General features: G+C 57.8%; 16 protein-coding genes. 9 read left to right on the plus strand and 7 right to left on the minus strand.

The window, feature by feature from the left end:
* Window positions 1-6 precede the first annotated feature (6 nt).
* Genes ACR9ZQ_RS32945 through ACR9ZQ_RS32955 form a run of 3 tightly spaced genes read left to right on the plus strand, consistent with a single transcriptional unit; the run spans window position 7 to window position 5,505 of the window.
* Window positions 7-756, plus strand: coding sequence for an ImuA family protein (locus tag ACR9ZQ_RS32945; protein WP_481429778.1), 750 nt, complete (start codon window positions 7-9; stop codon window positions 754-756).
* The gene (locus ACR9ZQ_RS32950) at window positions 674-2,188 is read left to right on the plus strand and encodes a Y-family DNA polymerase (protein WP_481429779.1); all 1,515 of its coding nucleotides are present in this window, start codon (window positions 674-676) and stop codon (window positions 2,186-2,188) included. Before ACR9ZQ_RS32945 ends, ACR9ZQ_RS32950 begins: the two co-directional genes overlap by 83 nt.
* Entirely contained in the window at window positions 2,188-5,505 is a 3,318-nt protein-coding gene (locus ACR9ZQ_RS32955; RefSeq protein WP_481429780.1) for an error-prone DNA polymerase, read from the plus strand. Before ACR9ZQ_RS32950 ends, ACR9ZQ_RS32955 begins: the two co-directional genes overlap by 1 nt.
* A 220-nt stretch (window positions 5,506-5,725) precedes the next feature.
* Here the strand turns inward: ACR9ZQ_RS32955 and ACR9ZQ_RS32960 are convergent, their stop codons facing one another.
* The 3 genes from ACR9ZQ_RS32960 to ACR9ZQ_RS32970 form a co-directional block, all read right to left on the minus strand.
* Complete coding sequence (locus ACR9ZQ_RS32960) at window positions 5,726-7,519, minus strand: UvrD-helicase domain-containing protein (RefSeq protein WP_481429781.1); 1,794 nt, start codon at window positions 7,517-7,519, stop codon at window positions 5,726-5,728.
* The gene (locus ACR9ZQ_RS32965; protein ID WP_481429782.1) at window positions 7,506-9,317 is read right to left on the minus strand and encodes an ATP-dependent nuclease; all 1,812 of its coding nucleotides are present in this window, start codon (window positions 9,315-9,317) and stop codon (window positions 7,506-7,508) included. The genes ACR9ZQ_RS32960 and ACR9ZQ_RS32965 overlap by 14 nt, the downstream gene beginning before the upstream one ends.
* Window positions 9,318-10,174: 857 nt before the next feature.
* Window positions 10,175-10,837 carry a hypothetical protein gene (locus ACR9ZQ_RS32970; RefSeq protein ID WP_481429783.1) on the minus strand — a complete coding sequence of 221 codons (663 nt, stop codon included), beginning with the start codon at window positions 10,835-10,837 and terminating at the stop codon, window positions 10,175-10,177.
* A gap of 353 nt (window positions 10,838-11,190) precedes the next feature.
* On the opposite strand from ACR9ZQ_RS32970, the gene ACR9ZQ_RS32975 reads away from it, so the two are divergent.
* The 3 genes from ACR9ZQ_RS32975 to ACR9ZQ_RS32985 all read left to right on the plus strand — a co-directional run bounded on the left by ACR9ZQ_RS32975 (window position 11,191) and on the right by ACR9ZQ_RS32985 (window position 14,174).
* Window positions 11,191-11,556, plus strand: a complete 366-nt coding sequence (locus tag ACR9ZQ_RS32975; protein WP_481429784.1) for a hypothetical protein — start codon at window positions 11,191-11,193, stop codon at window positions 11,554-11,556.
* A gap of 265 nt (window positions 11,557-11,821) precedes the next feature.
* Window positions 11,822-13,153, plus strand: coding sequence for a hypothetical protein (locus ACR9ZQ_RS32980; RefSeq protein WP_481429785.1), 1,332 nt, complete (start codon window positions 11,822-11,824; stop codon window positions 13,151-13,153).
* A 154-nt stretch (window positions 13,154-13,307) separates the two neighbouring features.
* Entirely contained in the window at window positions 13,308-14,174 is an 867-nt protein-coding gene (locus ACR9ZQ_RS32985) for a protein-L-isoaspartate O-methyltransferase family protein (RefSeq protein ID WP_481429786.1), read from the plus strand.
* Between the two features lie 93 nt (window positions 14,175-14,267).
* Here the strand turns inward: ACR9ZQ_RS32985 and ACR9ZQ_RS32990 are convergent, their stop codons facing one another.
* Window positions 14,268-15,188, minus strand: coding sequence for an ornithine cyclodeaminase family protein (locus ACR9ZQ_RS32990; protein WP_481429787.1), 921 nt, complete (start codon window positions 15,186-15,188; stop codon window positions 14,268-14,270).
* Between the two features lie 339 nt (window positions 15,189-15,527).
* Between ACR9ZQ_RS32990 and ACR9ZQ_RS32995 the strand changes: the two genes are divergently transcribed.
* A complete protein-coding gene (locus ACR9ZQ_RS32995) occupies window positions 15,528-16,193 on the plus strand; it encodes an SOS response-associated peptidase family protein (protein WP_481429788.1) in 666 nt (221 codons plus the stop codon).
* Between the two features lie 35 nt (window positions 16,194-16,228).
* Window positions 16,229-16,876 (plus strand): SOS response-associated peptidase, encoded by a 648-nt coding sequence (locus ACR9ZQ_RS33000; protein WP_481429789.1) that lies wholly within the window; start codon window positions 16,229-16,231, stop codon window positions 16,874-16,876.
* A gap of 326 nt (window positions 16,877-17,202) precedes the next feature.
* Here ACR9ZQ_RS33000 and ACR9ZQ_RS33005 read toward each other — a convergent pair whose 3' ends face one another.
* Window positions 17,203-18,252, minus strand: a complete 1,050-nt coding sequence (locus ACR9ZQ_RS33005) for a dipeptidase (protein ID WP_481429790.1) — start codon at window positions 18,250-18,252, stop codon at window positions 17,203-17,205.
* A 334-nt stretch (window positions 18,253-18,586) separates the two neighbouring features.
* Between ACR9ZQ_RS33005 and ACR9ZQ_RS33010 the strand changes: the two genes are divergently transcribed.
* Window positions 18,587-19,030 (plus strand): ASCH domain-containing protein, encoded by a 444-nt coding sequence (locus tag ACR9ZQ_RS33010; protein WP_481429791.1) that lies wholly within the window; start codon window positions 18,587-18,589, stop codon window positions 19,028-19,030.
* Between the two features lie 689 nt (window positions 19,031-19,719).
* Here ACR9ZQ_RS33010 and ACR9ZQ_RS33015 read toward each other — a convergent pair.
* Together ACR9ZQ_RS33015 and ACR9ZQ_RS33020 are read right to left on the minus strand one after the other, a co-directional pair.
* Window positions 19,720-20,421, minus strand: a complete 702-nt coding sequence (locus tag ACR9ZQ_RS33015) for an alpha/beta fold hydrolase (protein ID WP_481429792.1) — start codon at window positions 20,419-20,421, stop codon at window positions 19,720-19,722.
* A 12-nt stretch (window positions 20,422-20,433) separates the two neighbouring features.
* Entirely contained in the window at window positions 20,434-21,156 is a 723-nt protein-coding gene (locus ACR9ZQ_RS33020; protein WP_481429793.1) for an isochorismatase family protein, read from the minus strand.
* Window positions 21,157-21,187 lie beyond the last annotated feature (31 nt).

Here is a 21,187-nt window from a genome sequence, read left to right on the forward strand (position 1 = left end):
GCCCAGATGAGCGCCAACACCATCATTTCCGAGCTGAGGGAGCGCATCGCGCATCTCGAGGGAGGGATTGGTCGCAAGGCGGCTGTCCTCCCGTTCGGTGTTCCGGAAATCGATCAAGCGCTGCCTGGGGGCGGGCTGGTCTGCGGTGCGTTGCATGAGTTCGCCGGCGGCGGGACGGGAACGGTGGATGGCGCGGCCGCCGCGCTGATGGTTGCCGGAATAGCCGCCCGATCGAAAGGCAAAGTCCTTTGGTGCCTGACGAGACCCGATCTGTTTTTTCCGGCGGTCTCGCAGGCGGGCCTCCATCCGGATCGGGTCATCTTCTGCGAAAGCGATCGCGAGGAGGACGTTCTGGCATCAATGGAAGAGGGCCTGGCGTTCGGTGGCCTCGGAGCGGTGGTCGGCGAGATCGTGCGATTGCCCATGACGTCGTCTCGCCGTCTGCATCTGGCCGCCGAGAAGACCGGGACGATGGCGATCGCCCTCAGGAGGTGGCGAAGGCAGTCCGAGGCTTCCGACTATGGTCAGCCGACGGCATCGACGACGAGATGGCGGATCAGCGTGCTGCCCTCCGAGCCGTTACCCGTCGTCGGAGTGGGCCGCGCCAGGTGGCTGGCTGAATTGATGCGCGTGAAAGCAGGCGAGTGTGCTGAGTTCGAAATAGGAGCCTGTGATGCCAAGGGTCGTATCTGTTTACTTCCCGTTTCTGCCGACCGATCGGATCAGACGACATGGCAAGGACGCCGTTCCGGCTGACCAGCCTTTGGTGGTGATCGCCAAAAGCGGATCGAAACGCTGGATTTCGGCTGCGGACGTTAATGCCCGAAAGCTCGGTCTCCATGTCGGCATGCCGGCGAGCAAGGCGCAGGCGATGGTCTCCAATCTCGTGACCGTCGATGCCGACCCCACCGCGGACGCTGCTGCGCTCGAACGCCTGGCACTTTGGGCGCTGCGACAATACAGCCCGGTCGTCGCGGTGGACGGAACAGACGGGATCGTGATGGACACAGAAGGGGCCGACCATCTTCAGGGTGGCGAGGATCGCCTGATTTCGGGACTGGTGAACACGCTTCGCGCGCGGGGTCTGACAGCACGGGCGGCAGTTGCCGACACGCGGGGTGCCGCCCATGCGGTCGCCCGCCTGACATCTGCCGAGACAACGGTCGTTCCGATAGGAGGTCTTGCAAAGGCGGTGGTCGGACTGCCGATCCACTGCCTGAGACTACCGCTGGATACGACCCACGGATTGAGGGCCATGGGCATCGAGACAGTCGGCGAACTGTCGGTACTGCCGCGCGCGCCGTTGACGCTTCGGTTCGGTCCGGAGCCGGGAAGGCGGCTCGACCAGTTGTTCGGCCGCGTCGCCGAACCGATCGAGCCGCTGCGCACGCCCGAACTGGTCGAGGTGTCGCGCAACTTCCAGGAACCGATCGGCGCTGCGGAGACCATTGCAAAATACGTCCGACGTCTCGCTATCGAGCTGACGACGGTGCTGGAAACCCGTGGGCTTGCCGTCAGGCGGTCCGACCTTGTGATCCATCGCGTCGACAATACGAGACAGTCCCTGCGAGCCGGATTGGCGAAGCCTGTGCGTGACCCGGCCCGTCTCTCCAAACTGTTATGCGACCGCATCGAGAAAATCGATCCGGGCTACGGGATCGAGCGAATGGTCCTCGTGGCGATCATGGCCGAGCCGCTCGAAGAGAAGCAGATCGCCTCGTCCCTCATCGAAGAGCAGGTCGTCGATATCACACCCTTGGTCGACATCCTCGGCAACCGTGGCCAACGTCTCTACCGGGTCACGCCAGTTGCTTCCGACGTCCCCGAGCGCTCCGTGGCACGCGTCGGGCCGACCGTGGAGGAAACTGGAGCAACCTGGGCCGCCAAATGGCCGAGACCCTCGCGCCTGTTGCTACATCCGGAGGAGATCGACGTGATCGCGGTCCTGCCGGACCAGCCGCCGGCGGTTTTCTCGTGGAGGGGGAAACGCCGCCGTGTGAAGCGGGCCGACGGCCCCGAGCGCATATTCGGCGAATGGTGGACCACGCCGTTGGAGATGCGCGCGGTCCGCGACTACTTCGTCGTGGAAGACGATGCCGGCGAGCGGTACTGGGTCTTCCGAGCTGGTGACGGCGTTGATGGGGCCACGGGCTCCCATATGTGGTTCCTCCACGGAGTGTTCGGGTGATGAGATATGCCGAACTCCAGGTGACCTCGCATTTCAGCTTTCTCCGTGGAGCGAGTTCAGCCGAGGAGTTGTTCGCGACTGCTGCGATGTATGGCATCGACGTGCTAGGCGTCGTTGACCGCAACAGTCTCGCGGGCATTGTCCGCGCCTGGGAAGCTTCGAAAACGACAGGGGTCCGCCTCGTCGTCGGATGCCGTCTCGACCTGACGGACGGAATGTCCCTTCTCGTCTACCCAACGGACCGCCCCGCCTATTCCAGGCTGACCAGATTGCTGTCGCTCGGGAAAAGCCGTGGTGGCAAGGGCAAGTGCATCCTCGATATCACCGACGTCGAAGCCTACCGTGAAGGGCTGCTGGCAATCCTCGTGCCGGATGAGGCAGATGACATCTACGCAGGCCAGCTTAGGAGGGTTGCGGCGATCTTCGGCGATCGCGCCTACGTCTCGCTTTGCCTCCGGCGTCGGCCGAATGATCGCCTCAGGCTTCACAACCTGTCGAACATGGCGGCCCGACACCGAGTGAAGACCGTCGTGACAAATGATGTCCTTTTCCACGAGCCGGGGCGGCGGCAGCTGCAGGATATCGTCACCTGCATTCGAAACGGCACGACCATCGACGACGTCGGGTTCGACCGAGAGCGGCATGCCGACAGGTTCCTCAAGCCTCCAGAGGAAATGTATCGGCTGTTCACCGACTATCCCGAGGCGCTGGCTCGGACGCGCGAGATCGTCGATCGATGTCGTTTCGACCTCGGCCAGTTGCAGTACCAGTATCCCCACGAGGCCATTGTCCCGGGCCTCGATGCCCAACAGTCGCTGGTAAAATTGTCTTGGGAGGGGGCTGCTGAACGATATCCGGAAGGCATTCCGGAAAAGGTCAGGAAGGCGATCCTTCATGAGCTGGAACTGATCCGCGAAATGCAATACGCGCCGTATTTTCTCACGGTCTTCAACATCGTCAGATATGCGCGCTCTCAGGGCATTCTCTGCCAGGGACGAGGATCGGCCGCGAATTCGGCGGTCTGCTATTGCCTTGGTATCACATCGATCAATCCCGAGACTTCCGACCTGTTGTTCGAACGTTTCGTATCGCGCGAACGCGACGAGCCGCCGGACATTGACGTCGACTTCGAGCACAATCGTCGTGAGGAAGTGATCCAGTGGATTTACGAGACCTATGGTCGTTCCCGGGCGGCGCTGGTGTGCACGGTCACCCGGTATCGCACCAAAGGGGCGCTGAAGGATGTGGGCAAGGCGCTAGGCTTGCCCACAGACCTGATCGAACAGCTGTCCTCAGGGGTTTGGGGCTGGTCTGAGGGTGTCGGAGCGCAACAGCTCAAGGAGAACAATCTCAACACGGCAGACTATCGCCTGCGTCTGGCGCTCGAGCTGTCGTCGCAATTGATGGGTGCTCCGCGCCATCTGGGGCAACACCCTGGCGGCTTCGTGCTGACCCAGGATCGTTTGGACGATTTGGTGCCGATCGAGCCTGCCTCGATGGAAGACCGCCAGGTAGTCGAATGGGACAAAGACGATCTCGAAGCTTTGAAATTTATGAAGATGGACGTCCTCGGGCTGGGAATGCTCAGCTGCATGTCCAGGGCATTCGAGCTGCTTGCAGAACACAAGGCGCTTCCGATGGGGCTTGCGGACGTCCCACAGGAGGAGGCGCGGACATATGCGATGATACGCAACGCTGACACGCTCGGGACATTCCAGGTGGAATCCCGTGCGCAGATGGCAATGCTGCCCCGTCTGAAACCGAGAACCTTTTACGACCTGGTGATTCAGGTGGCGATCGTGCGCCCTGGTCCGATCCAGGGCGACATGGTGCATCCCTATCTTCGAAGACGCGAGGGCAAGGAAGAGGTGGTCTACCCCACGCCCGAACTCGAGGCGGTGCTGAAGAAGACCCTCGGCGTTCCCCTTTTTCAGGAAAGCGCCATGAAGGTGGCCATGGTCTGTGCCGGCTTCACGGCGGGGGAGGCAGACCAACTGCGCAAATCCATGGCGACATTCAAATTCACCGGCGGTGTCTCGAAGTTCAAAGACAAGCTGATCACCGGGATGATCAACAACGGCTACACCGCGGAATTCGCAGAGCAGACCTTCGGCCAGCTCGAAGGATTTGGCTCCTACGGCTTTCCGGAAAGCCATGCCGCGAGCTTCGCGCTCATTGCGTATGCCTCGTGCTGGGTAAAGTGCCACCACCCGGATGCCTTCTGCACGGCGCTGCTCAACAGCCAGCCGATGGGCTTCTACGCGCCCGCCCAGATCGTTCAGGATGCCCAAAAACACGGCGTCGAAATCCGTCCGGTCTGCGTCAACCGATCCCGCTGGGACTGCACCATGGAGCCGATCGAAGGACCCGATCGCTTCGCCGTTCGGTTGGGGATGCGGATGGTCAAGGGCCTTGCCCTTAATGATGCGGCCAAGATCGTCATCGCGCGCGCCGACCAGCCATTCGCATCCGTCGACGATATGTGGCGAAGGTCCAGCGTTCCTGTAGCAGCGCTCGAGAAGTTGGCCGAAGCCGATGCGTTCCTGCCGTCGCTGAAGCTCGAGCGCCGGCAGGCGTCATGGTACATCAAGGCCTTGCGCGATGAACCCCTCGAACTGTGGGCCGCGGCGGCCGAACGCGAAGCGAGGACGATCCCGGAGATGCAGGAACCCGAGGTGAGGTTGAAATCCATGACACAGGGCAGGGAGGTCGTGGAGGACTACTCGCATACCGGTCTGACGCTAAGGCGGCATCCGGTCAGTTTTCTGCGCCATGAACTCGCGAGGAAGAGCATTGTCACCTGTTCCGAGGCCATGAGCCAACGGGATGGCCGATGGTTGATGACGGCCGGGCTTGTTCTCGTCAGACAGCGGCCGGGATCAGCAAAGGGCGTCATGTTCCTGACACTCGAAGACGAGACCGGGATCGTCAACGCCGTCGTGTGGCCGTCGTTGTTCGAGCGTCAGCGGCGTATACTGATGGGCGCAAGCATGATGGCCATTAACGGCAAAATCCAACGGGAAGGGGAGGTCGTTCACCTTGTCGCCCAGAGGCTGTTCGACCTGTCATCGGACCTTGCGAATATCGGGGCGAGAGATGGAGAATTCCCGTTGCCCCACGGACGGGGCGACCAGGTCAAGCATGGTGGCGGGCCGGACCCACGGGACAATCCTAAGCCTGCGGTGCAGACCAGGGACATCTACGTTCCATTATGCCGAGTTCGGCATAATGGAACGTATCCCGAGCCGGATACTATGCCGAGCCCGTTCCCTAAAGCCCGAGATTTCCGGCAAACCAAGCTCAATGGCTCGGCATAATGTCATTTGTCCGAACAGCCGGTTCGATGCTCTTCAAGAGCAGCACGCCGTCGTCTGAGCCGGAGCGCAGCAGGTTGAAGCTTTGCGCGTTGCCTCCGCAGGCCATCGGTCCCGAGGCTTACGGCTCGCCGCACGGGGACTCAACTCGACGTCGATTGCCCTTCTCCGACGACGAGGGTCGGGTGGCTGCACCGTCGGCATCAAGGAGAGATGGCTACGGTCATACGAGAAGGACACAAGGATCAATTCGGGGCGTCATCACGGTTACGCGTCGTTTCCCGCAGGTGACGCTCACCCTCAGGTTCTGTCGAACCTGATCATCCACCTCGTCCTTCGAATTGAAACGGACGATCCGGTCGCCGTTGTAGATGATCCTTCCCTTTTGCTTAATCGGCCAACCCTCGAACACGATCACTTCATCGAATTGTTTTCCCTTGGCCTTGTGCATATTCATCACGACTACGCCTCGCTCCGGTTTCCCGCCGATGGAGAAGTGTTCCCGAACGAACGCCTGGCGAGTTATCTTGAGGCTATTGCGGTAAGAACCGTTCTGCCTCCAGTCTTCCGACAGGGCGTGGCGAAGTTCCGTGCCGCGTTCAAGGATACGTATGTTGCGGACCTCCGTAGCGATTTCGTTCAGTCTGCTACAAGCACAAACGGACAGCGCGCTTCTCACGAGCTGCCAATCTGTATCTGGGTTGCCCGTGAATACCAATCCGCGCGCACTCTCGTACGCGGCAAGGGTGGCGTTGATAATACTGCTCTTCCTAAGCGGCTTTTGCGCGCGCAGGCTATCCTTTAGCTCCTGGTGCGCCTTATGCAGTCTGGCTGCCATCTCAAGCGCGCTTTTTGTGGGTTCGTTGCCGCCTTTGCCCTGGTAGTAGTTGCACACGAGTTCGACGAAGTCTTCGAACTGGTGGAAACCCGGGCGCTGCATCAAAAAGGCAACTACTTCCGAGCCAAGGATAGCAGCTTCCATGTCGATGACGGGCGTGTGCCGGATGGCCGCCATGCCTCCCGGCGGTTCGCGCAGGATGTCAGAGACCAACCGGGTCATCTTTTTCGTCGGCACCAGGATCGCCAGTGACCAGTCCTTCACGCCAGCATGTATAAGTCTCTGGCGCGCGCCATATATGGTCGTTACCAGCTTCGACATCGCCAAATTCGAGAACGCTTCGAAGACTTCGAATTCAACTCCTGCATAGGTTTGTTGGAAGACGCCCTTCAGGACGTCGTTGCCGAACTTAGCGATTTCCGTGCCCGAACTTCGATGGTTGTCGGTGCTGAGATCGACTTCCGTAGGCGAAAATTCGCCACGGAAATCATCAAGCCGCTTAGGATCGGCTCCGATGAAATCAAAAATGCGCTGCTCTGGATCGGCCAGCGCGATCAGGCGGCATTCACGTCCAAGGGCTTGCACGACTCTCCATTGCCCGGCGTTTGTGTCCTGAAATTCGTCGAGGATGACGCAAGGGTACATCGTAGACACCAGTTGCCGCACGCGGCTGCTCTGATGAAGTAGGTCTCCAACGAGATCAGCATAGAAGTCAAAGCAAACGCGACCTTCCACTTTTGCCAACCGCCACCGTTCCTTCTCCTCGGCTACCTCACGCGCCGCCTTTCCGCCGTCGGAGGAACCCGGATGGCTATGCCTGACTTCCGAGAGGGCGATCGCCTCGGCAGGAGGGGTTAGGATGGTGAGCCGCCGAGGCAAACCGAGCAGATATCCGTGCGCTTTTAATATCCGCCAGAAAAACGAATGGTATGTCTCGACATCGATACGCCGCTTGATCTCCGGGCCGACATCCTTCTCTGCATCGATGGCTTCCATTACCCGTGATACTGTCGCCCGGGCGAAACTCAGAAAAAGCACCTTGTGGCCCGATGGCAGCGCGTCGATGATCTGACCGGCCTTCAATATCGATATCGTGGTTTTCCCGGAGCCAGGCCCCCCGGTTACGAGGAGGTGGCCTTTCGAGGCCATGATATCCAACTGCCCTTTACTCAACTGCATCTTCAGGCACCTCGGGGAGTGGCTGTCCCCAAATTAAGTCGAAGATATCGGGGACCGTGCAGAAGTCTTTGAGCTTAGAGCAGGCGGTCTTCAGCCATTCGGGCATTTCGGCTTCAGAGCACTGAGCCACGAAGTCCGCGATGCTCCCGTTGCCTTTTCCCCAGATGAAGTAATCTTCCAGGGCGGCCTTGGCATCGTCCTCGGGCTTGCTGTATTTCTGCTTTAGATGTTGCGGCCAGTCTAATGACACCGCGAAGCGCTTCATGGCCGCGTTGTTCGCTCCGTTCAGGACCATTGCCTCGAAACCCTTTTCATCATGCATCAGGAGGAGTTGCACGTCTTTGACGATGAGCGAAAGGTTCGTATCATTCTGCTTGTCACAGATCGCATATGTCGCCTTGCCCAGGCCGCGGTAAAGCTGCGCCATTCCTGGAATCGCAGTTTCCCCTCCGGCATCGACGACACAGATGCCAAGCGCTTCCACGGACGAATATCGTTTCGGGTTTAACTCCGACAGCCGACGGCATGCCGCCGGAAACGCGGTCGTCTCCGTCGCGCCTTCGGCGATGAGTATCCGACGGGCGAGCAGGCCCTCGCAAAACCGCGTCCTGAACTCCTGCCTGTAGCGCTTCAGCTTGACGTTGTCGGGTAGGGCGACGGTGTTCCTGATCAGTTCCCCCGTCTTCGATCGACTGAGTACGATTGTGTCCTCGAGTGGAAACTCCTCGAGGACGTAGGGCGAATGCGAGGTGAAAAGCGCCTGCGACGCCAGCGTTCGGACCTCATGCACGATCCTCTTCTGCGCATAGGGTGGGATAGCCGTCTCCGGCTCCTCCATCGCAAAAATGACGTTCTGCTTCCCTTCGGCAATCTGCGACAGCATCGCGAGGACGAGCATATTTATAGTCCCGGTTCCCTGCCGATAGAACGGGGCGGCATGGCTTCCGTCGCCCGTGGCTATGAAGGCGGTTATGACCTTTCTGAGGTGCTCGCGTGTCAGTGTCGAAACCTTCAGGTGAGGCTCGACGCCCCACTCTTTGGGAACGTATTTCTTCAGGGCATTATTGATGCTCTCCAGGACCGGCGAGATGCCCAATGCCGGATCGCTCGCGACGGGCAGGTCGGCGAGGGTTGAAAGGGTGTCTTCCCACATCCGGGGACGCACCTCTTTCAGCCGTAGGATGATGTCGAGCAGGCTACCTCGCTCCAGGCTGAGTGCCCTTGCGCCCGTGCGGAGGGTCCTCAGATATAGAAAGCCACAGAGCTGCTTGTCTTTCTTTGCGAACGGGACGCCTCGATCGGACTCTGCAAGGCTCCGCGAAAAGAAGGTCTTGCCCTCGAAGTCGTCTTCTTCCGGATCATAGTATCCAAGGAACGTCACGCGGATCGCCTCAATGATCGACGAGGTGTCGACCCCTTGGGGATTGGGGACGTCGTAGAAGGTGTTGCTGGCGTTATCCCAGAATTCGACGTAGTCGCCGAAACGGGCCTTCTGCTCGGGGGAAAGGTCGGCGACCGAGACTTCGATCTCGATCCGCGGAGGAGTTTCCTCGGGATCGCTAGGCGTATCGGACCCAGGTGTCGCCTGTGGAGCAAGATAGATTCCTCGATAGAAATCGTGTTCGTCGATCGGCGGCTGTCTGTTGAGCCGGTCCGGCCCCAGTACGAGGTCCAGCGCCTCCAATATGGTGGTCTTTCCGGTGTTGTTGTCGCCAATGAAAACACCGTGGCGGGGCAGGAGCAGCATTGCTTCTCGGACCCCGCGAAAGTTGCGAATAGATAGACGAGTGACCCGCATGCTGAACCTCTTCGATACATCCGCTTATCACGCAGCGGTTGAGTCTCCGAGCCCCAATGCAGCTTTCGAAGAGAAGAGTTGAGGATTAGCAAGCGATATCGACATCGATGTTTGCTGGATGGTCGACCTTGCAATTGAACTCGTGGTTCATGTCGGCGACCTTTGCGGACCAACGATCGGCGGGGCTTTCGGAGGCTGGCTTAGCGACCGGTACGGTCGTCTGTTCGCGTACCAATTCAATCTACGCTCTTCGGCATGATGGCAATCCTATCCGCTTTCGCGCCGTCAATGGCCTGGCTCATTCCGATGCGTTCCGTCATGGTCCTCGGAATGATGCCGAGTATGTCATGGGCTACGGGCTTATCACCGAGTTCGTGCCCCAGCGGACCGCGGTCGGTAGGTCGGCCTGATCGCCCTGATCGGTGGAGCGCGTCTTCGCGACTTTCCTCGCCTCCATGGCCATCATTCCGTTTCGGCTGGCGGGCGATGTTCATCGTCGGGGGCTGGGAACGATCTGGGCCTGGTATCTTCGGCGTCATCTTCCCGGAACGCCGCGATGTCTTGAACGGGTAGGAAAGACCGAGGAGGCGGAAGAAGTGCTGTTCCGTATCGAGGCGGAGGCTGGCGTTTCTCCTGTCCCGACGGCTCGGGCCGAAAGCCGGACAGGCTCGCCTAACCGGCTTTGGGGCATATGAAACTATGCCGAGCCATTGCGCTTGGTTTATAGGAAATCTCGGGCCTTAGGGAACGGGCTCGGCATAGTATCCGGCTCGGGATAAGTTCCAGACCTGCACATCGATACGCTCAAGGTGAAGTCGAGGAACTTTCACTAGGCTGGAAAGCGTCAATTGCGGTCATCAGCAACGACAAATACTGGAAACACCGGTGTTCGTAAGAATTCCATGTGGGGTTTCGCGCATGGGTATGCCGTGCGTCAGGCTCTGCGGCCAACTTCGTGAAGCGAGGTCAGTTGAGGTCAGGCTCAAGTCATGCGCGTACACGCCGAGACGCGTTCCCCAGCCGCGTACGAAGACGCCGATCCCCGGTGACAGGCGTAACCTAATGTCATCAGGGACGTTGCACACTCGGCCTATAAGAAAAGGCGTGTCTTCCAACATCACTGCAGAGTGGCAGTTCTTTCCCAAGCGATCGGCTAGTCGAAGTACCTTGAACGGAAGCGCAACTTCATCGCCTGCGATCAGTGGGAGTAGCAACGGCCAAATGAACAGGATACTGCTTCCCATAAAATAACCCACAAACGGGCCGACTATGACACCGAGGACGCGTTTCAGTTTGCTCATTCCAGCGCCTTTCCAACCAATCCAGACAAAAAGCGCGGCGGATAGGGAGCCCACAATGACACGCAGAGGATTTGTCCATTCCAACCACTCGGCAGACGGAATGAAATTGGAACCGACCACCACAGCCGACGAAACAAGGCCCAGCAATAACCAGGAGCAAACAAAAATCGCGAAGAACACTGGGACCCGCAATCTTTTGGGCTTAGTCGAACCTTTCATGAACGCCTCGTGAAATGATCTTTCTGGGGAGCGTAGATAGTTTATCTCTGATTGCCTTCTGGTTGTTGTCAATAACCTCGATTTTATGCAGAGCGCTGCCATGACGATAACCGACCAGTGAGATATTTATAAGCTTCGCGCTCGGGTTGGCTGGAATCGGCTGTCCGCCGCCCTTCAAAATCTCGAATACGATCTCGCTCACTTGAGACTAGCGAGGACGAAGTTGCGTAGGCAGATGTAGGCACGGCTGGGATGTGATGGCTTTGCGCCAACAGCGATCATGCGGCCCGCGTGAATAGTTGCGCCCACATCGAAAAACTGCTCTTCTTGGCGGCGCAACCCTGGGGGATTATTTGCAGAACAGAATTCAATTTTTTGCTGCACTCATCACAGCGGTCGCGATGCCGTCTTTGGTCCGGGCTGATGGCGGTGCATGGAACAGAGAAACCTTCGAATACTACGCTTCTATCATTCGTAAACAGCCGGCGACCCATTCACGAATTATCCAAGCATGTACTGAGAATGGGTTGGCAGCCATGACCGATCGAGCAAGGACAGAGGTCGAACGGGATAGCGGAATGCCTCCAGAGAAGGCGACTGCCGAGGTGTGCCGTCGCATGGTCAAGGGAATTGCGTCCGGTGCGGTGAAATACGAGGCCTATCGTGCGTGGGCAGATGCGCCTGATGACAAGAGGGTAGTCTTCCCCGATTACAAGTAAGGTCCACTAAGGGCCGCAGTGGTCGTTGATTGAAATGGCGGGATGCGGCGGCAGTTGTGGCCGTAGGCATGACCGGTTCGCGCCAGAAGTGGACTTGTTCGCTTGCCATTCTCAGGGCTGCCCATTTCCCTCCGATACCAAGCGCTTCAGTATGTATGGCCTGAATCACCTCGGCGATGGCATGCGTGAGCGAGAAGATTGCTCTCCACACGAGAACCCTCAGTAGCTTATTCATTGCACACGATTTTAGGGCCAAGGATTTGTCATGAAACGCTGGTTGACGTTTGCTGGGTTTGGGCTTGCGTTCACTTTGATTGGCGCTCCCCTCTGGCCGGGAGTTGCGTTAAGGAACGTCGGCCACCTATGGTTCACATCTCCGACAGCTGACGATGCGCCCAAGCCTTCTCTTCGAGCCCGCCCTCCCGAGCGTCTTGCTGGTAAGAAGGCCGACGTTCAGACGCATCCCATAACATTGGCAGCCGACTCTTTACCGACGAGGTCCGGTAGCTTCCCCGCAATCCCGCCGGGGGGCGGCATCTCCGGCATCTCCTCACCACTTTGCCTGGTTCCAGTCCACAACGGCCTTCCCATAGAGAAGGAGATGTTCCAATCGCTCCGCATGACATCGAAGGTGGTGGCGGTCCCTGGGCTGGATCGAGCGATCATATTTCCCTGGAACCGCGGGGGTGTGTGGACCATCGACGAGTCAGGTACCTTCGTGCCATTTGGCGGCGCATTCCCCAATCACTATGGTGACGAATACGCGTCGGACACCTCAAACGGCGATGTTGTCGGGGTGAGTTCGAAGCTCGGCGTTTTCCGGCTGAAGAGAGGGGAGAAGCACTTCCAACGTCTGTTTGCCGCCGATGGAAAGCCATTTGTGCGCCCTTTTTCGGCTGTTTACGTTGCCAGGTTCGGCGGGACGGTGATCTCAGATAATTCGGGACTGTATCTCCTGAAATCGTCAGGCACCGTCGAATCCATGTTCTGGGATGCGAGCGTGGCACCCGGTGGACCTGGCCGAGTTTTTGACCTTCCCGAATTGAACCTTCTGTTGTTTACCGCCTACGGCCACGCTTACCTGCGCGATGATGCCGGGAAAATCATCGTCTTCGACGATAGCTTCAACGGCATTCGAGCGGCGCGTGTAACGGCAGACAAGCAAATCTTTATTCAGCCGACCAACAACGACAACTACACGGTGCCGTGGCCTCCACGCGACCCCGCAGAACTTCCAGCCCATCAAGCAACGCACACGTACGAGAGCTTCGACGGCATTGAGGTATATGTCGGAGAGATCGCTGCGATACACGGCCGGAAGGTTTCGATCACGTTTCCTTCGCAGGACGAGTTTCCGCGACCAATCGAATTCCCTGTCGGCAATATACTTGTGAAGCCCGCCGCCGACGGTATCTACACACTAAACGCCGACAACAAGTGGGATTTTGTAGACAGGAGCGGCGAGATGCCGACGAGAACAGCCCCCGATGCCTTCCGCCTCCCTGTTGAAAACAGGGCGCTGCTTATCAACGGTAGTCGGGGTCTGCACCTATTGGTCTCGAAAAAGGACGAACGGGCTGCAGACTGCTTGAAATGACGGCGATCAACGTGGAAGGCTCCGGCGGCATCGGCCTTGCCTTGCGCCACTTGGAGACGTTGCGGCTGCCGCGGAACCACCTATTCTCTCGTCGCAGCAATAGATAAAACAAGCCCCCAAATAAGTAGGGGCTATATTTCGGGTGGTTCTGCCTATGACACCGGACGAATTACAGATCGTGCGTCAAGCGTATGCGAAGCAGATCACGGCGGCTGTCAGGATCGTAGATGAGCGTGTCGAGACCGCTTTCGCCGCGGTGCCGCGAGAGGATTTCCTTGGTCCGGGTCCGTGGCCGATCTTCCGGATGCGGAAAGCCTATGTTCCGACCCCGACCGCCGATCCTGTCTACCTTTATACCGACGACATCGTTGGCATCATCCCCGAGCGCCACATCAACAATGGACAACCTTCACTTCATGCCTTTTTGCTTTCGCAGGCCGCCCTGCGAGCCGGCGAGCATATCGTGCATGTTGGTGCTGGTGCTGGCTACTATTCTGCGATCATGGCGAACCTCGTTACCGCATCCGGCAAGGTGACGGCGATCGAGTTCGAGCCGGAGCTTGCTGCCCGCGCGAAAGCAAATCTCGCTCCCTATCGGAACGTTTCCGTGGTTCAGGGAGATGGCAGTTCCGTGGCTTTCGATGCAGCCGACGTGATCTATGTGAATGCAGGAGCAACCCGACCGGCGGATATCTGGCTGGACCGGCTCAATGATGGTGGGAGGCTGGTCCTACCGCTTACGACCGACCTTGGATTTACCAGCAGCAATTGGAGCAACATGCATCTTCGAGGAGCGATGTTCCTCGTGACGCGTAAGGGTGAGGAATTCCACGCGCAATGGATTTCGCCGGTGGCCATCTTCCCCTGTGAAGGAATGCGCGAGGCGGAATCGGAAAAAGCGCTCGCGGCGGCATTCGAGAGTGGGGAGCACAAGAGAGTGACGCGGCTGCACCGTAGTGATGAGCTGCCGACCGAGCAATGTTGGGTTCGCGGTCCCGGCTGGTGCCTAGCCTATGCTTAGGCAGCAGGCTGCCAATCTGCCCGTCGCAGAAATCCTACAGAGAGTTCAGAAACTAACAGGATACGACGGCTTTAGGCTTGGCATACGTCTAACTTACAAGCTGTCGAAGATTGCTGAGGCTACCGCGACTTCAGTGCCGGCCAAGCCGACGGAGCAGAACAGGGTGGTCTGATCCGCCGACGTCCGGCCGAGCTCCCTCCCTGCAATTATATCAGAAAGCTCCACCATGCGATCCTCATTGCCTGAACCGTTCAGGAAGAAGGAGGAAGCGTACGCTCGCGTCTGTTCGGAGGAATTGGTCGCTATAATGTTTGCCATATCCGCAATATCTAGCCCGAGTTCATACCCATCGAGCGTTTTTGGGCCGACCGTGTTGACATGCACACTCCGTTTCAGATCAGACGCGTTGACAACGGGTTGATTGCTAGACGTGGCACAAATGACGATATCGGCATCGCTCACAGCCTCGCGGACACTGTCTGCTGACCTTATCTCGATTCCAAGCTCCGCCTGCATTTCCCGGGCGAAGAGGTTTCGCCGAGTTTCGTCGCGACTGTAAATTCGGGCAATGGTGATTTTGCGCACGGCGGCCGCAGCTGTGAGTTGGGTTCGCGCCTGAAGCCCGCTCCCCAGCACACCAACGACGCTGGCTTCTGGTGAACTGAGGTGCCTAATAGCGACACCGCCTATCGCACCAGTTCTTATCGCGCCGAGCCGTTCCCCGAGAATGAGCCCTTTCAACCTGCCGTCGTCTGCAGACCAGACTGCAACGATCTGCGAGTGTTCTGTCCCCTCAAATGTCTCGTATGCCCGAAAGCCCGCAACTGGCCTTTCTCCCAAAGAACCACCGATCGTAAAAACCAGATCGCCTCGTCCTGGGAACGATACATGGTGTCGCGGCGGGGATACCGTCTGACCATGAGCGCGAGCGAGAAAGGCATTTTCTACGGCGTCGATCGCAACATTCATGAATGAGCAATCTCTCAGATCATCGTCTTGCAATATCTTCGTCATGATCGAAACTCCAAGGCATTAGGTATGCTTGCAACCTGAACCGACCTTGAGGTCAATAGCCGCGGCGGGATTCCACTGCCAGGTCGTAGCTTTCGATTCAGCCGATGTGATCTATGTGAACGCCGGCGCAGCCCGACCCGCGGGAATCTGGCTGGACCGAACCATAGGGTCACCGGGTGACAAAAAGATTGCACGTTCTACCGAACGTGCCCCGAACCTCATTCGCCGAAAATACATTTCCTTGCACCCAGATGGTGTTACCGCCTCAAGGCGATTGTTGTTCTCTTTTTGTTCGTGTGATAAAAAGGCCAACCGTTTTGGCGAAACCCGAGGCCGCTAATGTCGCGCCTATTTGCAATTGCGCGGAAAATCGAACAGATCGCCGACCACTTCCGCGTCGACGTGCCGCCTTCCTGCGACGTTCCGACCGAAACGATCGAAGGCTCGGCCGGCCTCGTGATTTTCGACAGGGATGGCGTACGCCTCCTGAAATCGCTCACCTGGGGATTCCCGCGTCACACATCCGAGATGCGCCACAACGGGGAGCCGCCCGGCCGTATCGGTCTAGTCGCCGACCTGACCAATCCACTCTGGAATAAGACTGTGGTCGACCCCCGTTATCGCTGTTTGATCCCGCTGACGCACTTCGCTAATCCTGATGGCCCGAAGGGCGAGAAGACACGCGCGTGGTTTTCGATGAGCAGGCAGCCTTTGATGGCCTGGGCGGGTTTTTGCCGAAACACTGCCGAATTCGGCCCGGTCTTCGCAGGGATGACGATGACCGCCAACGAAAAGGTGCGGCCGTATAACGATCGGATGCCAGCTCTCCTGAAGCCGGAAGAATATGAACGATGGCTGCACGGCACTATCCAGGATGTCATTGAGTTTCAGTTCCGGGACCCGCCTCCATCGGACGATTTCGAAATCCTGCATACCCGTGACCGCTGGCGTAGTGGCATCCCGCCTGGGAAGGCTTGGGCAACTCGAAGCAATATGCTTATCTAGCCCCAACGCGCGTCATCTGCCGAAAGGTCTGTCGAATGTGCAACCTCTACACAGTCCGCAAAACCGCCGCCGAGGTGGCCGAGTATTTTCGAGTGCCGAACCCGATCCAGTCGAACGCTGGGCCAGAGGTTTATCCCGGGACGCCGGGCACCGTGATCATCGAGAACGACGGCATCCGAGAGATGCGCTCGATGACGTGGGGCTTTCCGCTACGGCTCAAGGATATGAAACCTGATGCCAAGCCGAAGCCAGTCAACAACATCGCTGATTTGAAGAAGTATATGTGGGTGGGGCTGGCCAGCAAGCCACAATGGCGATGCCTGATCCCGTTGACTGGCTTCGCGGAAGCGGAGGGTGTGAAAGGACGCATGACCAGAACCTGGTTCAGCATGAAAGACGAACCAATTTTTGCATGGGGTGGCTTGTGGCGAATTAGTGACGAGTGGGGCTCGGTTTATTCCGGCGCTATGACTGATGCCAACGAGGCGGTCGCACTCGTCCATAACCGCATGCCCGTGCTCCTGCGTCATGACGAATATGACAAGTGGATGCATGGGAGTCTCGGTGATCTCGTCGCGTTGCAGCAGCGCAAATATCCAGCTGAATCGATCCTGATGGAAAGGACGAACGATCTCTGGGTAGCCAAGAAGCAAGCCGTGTCGGAAACTCCCACTCTCCTATAGGTCCGCCTCCGGCCGCATTTACGATTTTTTGCTACCTCCGGCTTAGGCCGCCGTCTTTAGATATGGCCGTGAGCGCCATGGACCCGGCCGGAAATCTCCGAAGTGATATCAGCAAGCCTTGCAACGCCAGAGGTTGACGACCTGGCAGCGCAATTTCCTGACGGACATCCATCCGCGGCTCGAGCGGTCGCAGGGGCAGGCGCGTTTGTCGGACAGGCAGTGGAAGAAGGTCTTCGAAATCCTCGGGCGACAAAGCTACGCAAACGGTACGCCGTTACCGAAAATATCTGGGGGTGCGTTCCTCAGCGCTAACGAAGCACGAAGCATCACTTCCAAGTGAGGCTAAACACCCTAAGCCAGTTCTCACAGGCGAATTTCGATATCGTTTGCCGACCAAATCCGGCTCTACCCATAGCCTCGAACAGGTGCGGCACTCCACTGACATCCTTAATCTGGCTCGGCACCGTGGTGCCGTCAAAATCTGATCCAAGCGCTACCCGGTCCTCACCAACGCGGTTGATGAGATACTCGATGTGGCAAACAACGGTATCGAGAGACGTGTTTGCATCGAGATGCGCGTCCGCGCGGATGTCATAGACCGCGAGGTTGAAACCTATGACGCCGTCCGTATCCCGTATGGCATCAAGTTGTCGGTCGGTCAGGTTTCTTGTGGATTGGCTGATAGCGTGGGCACAGGCATGTGTTGCAACGAGCGGGGCGTTACTCAATGATGCAACATCCCAAAAGCCTTCCTCGTTCATATGGGCTAGATCGACCATGATGCCAAGGTTATTGCAAACCTTGACGAGTTCTTTCCCAAGAGGCGTCAGTCCAGGGCCTATATTCGGTGATCGCGGAAATGCGAATTGGACGCCATGGCCGAAAATATTCGGACGGCTCCATACAGGTCCCAAGGATCGCAGGCCGCCCTGATACAACGTGTGCAGGTATTCGAATTCCGCGTCGACCGCTTCCGCTCCCTCCATGTGCAGGACTACAGAGAACTGTCCTTGAGACCTGGCAGTTATAATTTCGTCAACGGTCGTTGCCAAGCGCATTTTCGTGGCGGATCGCTCGACTACGGCCCTCAATGCCGAAAGCTGCCTACCAATCTGAGGTCTGGCAGCCGACAGCGGGAAGCTCTCTGGATAGATCACTTCATACCCATCGTCGGTCTTAATAACATTGCCCTCGGGTGCATGTTCAGGCTTCGCCATGAGCGCGAACAGTCCGCCGATCATCCCACCCTCAATGGCGCGAGGCAGATCGAGATGTCCAGTTTCAGACCTTGCAAGGAAGTCTCGACCGGGAGACCGGTATTCCGCGAAGAACTGAACCGCATCGTTGTGGCCATCGAAGAACCGAATGTCGGTCATTATCCCCTCATGATCGTTGGGAATGTGAATAGGAGGATTTGGCAACGGAATTATTTCTATGAAAGGCGATGTCCGCACCTCGTCAATGTGTGAGAAAACACCGCTCACGATCAAGATGACCATTCTCCGAACGAACCAGAAATCTCGACCAGTAGCGCCATCGTCGACCATGGATATGATCGCGTCGTTATGTCCATCGAATATGTAGACCTGCCCATCGGCTTGGTCCTCTTGGGCGAATTCAGATTTCTTTGCGCGAGTGTTTCAACGAAGGTATCCTGTTGTACGAACCACAAATCATCAACCCTCGGTGTAGAGATTTCCGCGTTGCAATATGATCAGTGACGAACTGCGTTCAGGGGTACAACGGGAGACCCAGTGGGAAACATTGGATCGCTTCGCCTTCGGCGATCATCCAGCTCTTGCCGATGAGTTGCTCGACCTCGTCTTACGTGGCCTGAAGACCGCGACATGCTGGCCAATCGAGGAGGGACAACAAGCGGAAGTCGGTCGCCGATCCGCCGTGTGTGACGGCGAAGGCCGTCCAAGAGCAGTATTGGAGACAGTCTCTATTGAGCAGGTGGCGTTCGATCAGGTCACCCAAGAGTTTGCAGCCAAGGAAGGAGAAGGAGATTCAAGCCTCGATCATTGGCGTATCTCGCACCGCGAGTATTTCGAGCGGACGGGTGTCTATCGGCCCGACATGTTGCTGTGGTGCGAAACTTTCCGGTTGATCTCGATAATCGAAACGTCACCACAATCCCCGGATGGCCGCTAAGGGGCCGCTCGGTCAGAGGATGCCTGGCTACAGTGCTGAGCAAGTTTTTGCGCCTTTGATGAGTGAACCGGCCTGGCATGTCATTGCGGTTTTCGGGACCGACGATTACGGTTCGCGCGGGAGGGCCGCCGCATGAAGGTTTTGCTTCCGACAATTGGCACACTCTTGTCTCTCATGACCGCAACCACGACCGCATATGCTTGCGCCGCACCTCGGCCGTTCTTTTACAGCCTAGTTGCCGCCGACGCGATCGTGCGGGGGAGCTTATAAACTACGAAGCCACAACGCCAGGCCACGCGCGTGTGACATTCGAAGTTTTCGAGAGCCTGAAGGGCAGTATCCCCACAGGTCGACTTTCCGTGGACTGGAATCATCGCCTCCAAGGTGAACCACGCACTATGCCCGACGAGGCGATCGTCACCCTTAGGAAGCTAAGCTCTCAAGAAGGCGACAAGTACGAAGTTATGTCTGGCTGTATGGTCCAGGGAATATACTGGACGGCTGCCGATAAAAAGATTGCGATGAAGGTCTTGGAAAATCACAGTCGATGATCGCTTCTGGCGCACAGTTGCAGTATTCATCATGCTGCGATCAGCAAAATCTACTTCGGTCAAGGTGCGAGCGACGCGCCGCTTACTTTTTACCCGCGAACACAACTTGAGAATCGATAGCAAATGATTGACGAGCAGCTAACCGCTCATCTGATCGATCAATTGACGGACTATCGAAGTTAGCGCCTCTGGCCGTTCCATCGGCACGTAGTGCCCGCATTCCGGGATGACATGCAGGCAACCGTTTAAGGCTATATCGGCTTGCTTGGAACTGGTCGCGAGTCCTGGTAGGACGTCGTCCGCGCCCGTGACTATGTGCACTGGGCCTGGAAATGTCGAAAGGACATCATTTCGGCTTTGGCGGGTGTGGAATGCCTCAACGCCAAGCACCACATCCTCAAGCGGCTGGCGCATGAGGATGCGCTTCGCTTCGGCGATGATCGCGGGTGAAGTCGAGGTCGAAAAAGCTGGCTCCCACCATTCATGCCACGCCGCCTCCAGCCCTTTCTCTCGAAGGGTTTTGACGGCTATCGCCTGAAGCGCAGGGTCTGGCCGCCGGGCAGCTTTTGTCCCTATGAGGACCAACGCCGCAACACGCTCCGGGGCGAGTGCGGCAACTTCCAAAGCGCACGAACCACCAACTGAGCAACCTACGACGATCACTTGGTCGCCTCTGGGGAGTTTTAATGCTTCGGCGGCCCAATCCTCGACACGATCACCGAAACCATAAAGCGTCGGCGCATATGTTGCCGCTGGCAAGAGGTCGAGTTGGGCGGCCCACATCGATCCATCCAAAGGCAGCGCATGGAGTAGTAGAAGTTCCAGATTCTTTCTACACATTGCGGAGAAATCCTATGCAGCCGTCGAAGTGGACAAGAGGCTGAGAGCTTCGTTTGTCGGTCGCACATCGCCAAAGCTCCGATAGATATTGTGGAGTGCTGCGTTGTGGTCCTGATCGCGCCTGGCAGCCGTCCCGTCAGCTATGAAGATTACCCGGAAACCGCTGGCATAGGCGTCTCGGGCCGAGGACTCGCAGCAGATGTTCGTCAAAGTTCCGGTGATGAGAACCGTGTCGATGCCCCGAGCGCGAAGAACTGATGGCAATTCTGAAGAGCCAGGGAAAAACGCGCTGTAGGCGGACTTCTCGAAATACAGGTCCTGTTCCTGTGGGGATAGGCCAGACCACACTCTCTTCGAAATCGGGCCAGCTCCACCTGACGTCCTGAATACGTCGGCTACCTCTTCGCCAAAGAATTCCCGTGTGAGGCCAGGATGTGGTTGATCGGAGCCCGGAACGACCCACGCCACTGCGCCACCAGCGAGCCGAAGGGCGTCTGCGAGGCGAATGATGTTGGGCAGTATCCCTCTGCAGTAGCCGCTCTCCTCGACGAAAAACGGAACCATGTCGATCACGATAAGGGCCGTTCGGCGAGCGTCGGCAAATTCGTATGCATGCCGTCGTCCACGTCTCTGCTCCTGCCGGTCATACTCACGCTGCTCAATCAGCCAATTGTGGAGTTTTGGGTGTGGGCCGGTAACATTTGGTGCAATTGCGCTGCCCTGATCAGAAACCATCTCGGCGAATCCTTGTGCGATGCAACGATGA

This window comes from Rhizobium sp. KNZ14-9A (genome assembly GCF_056755015.1).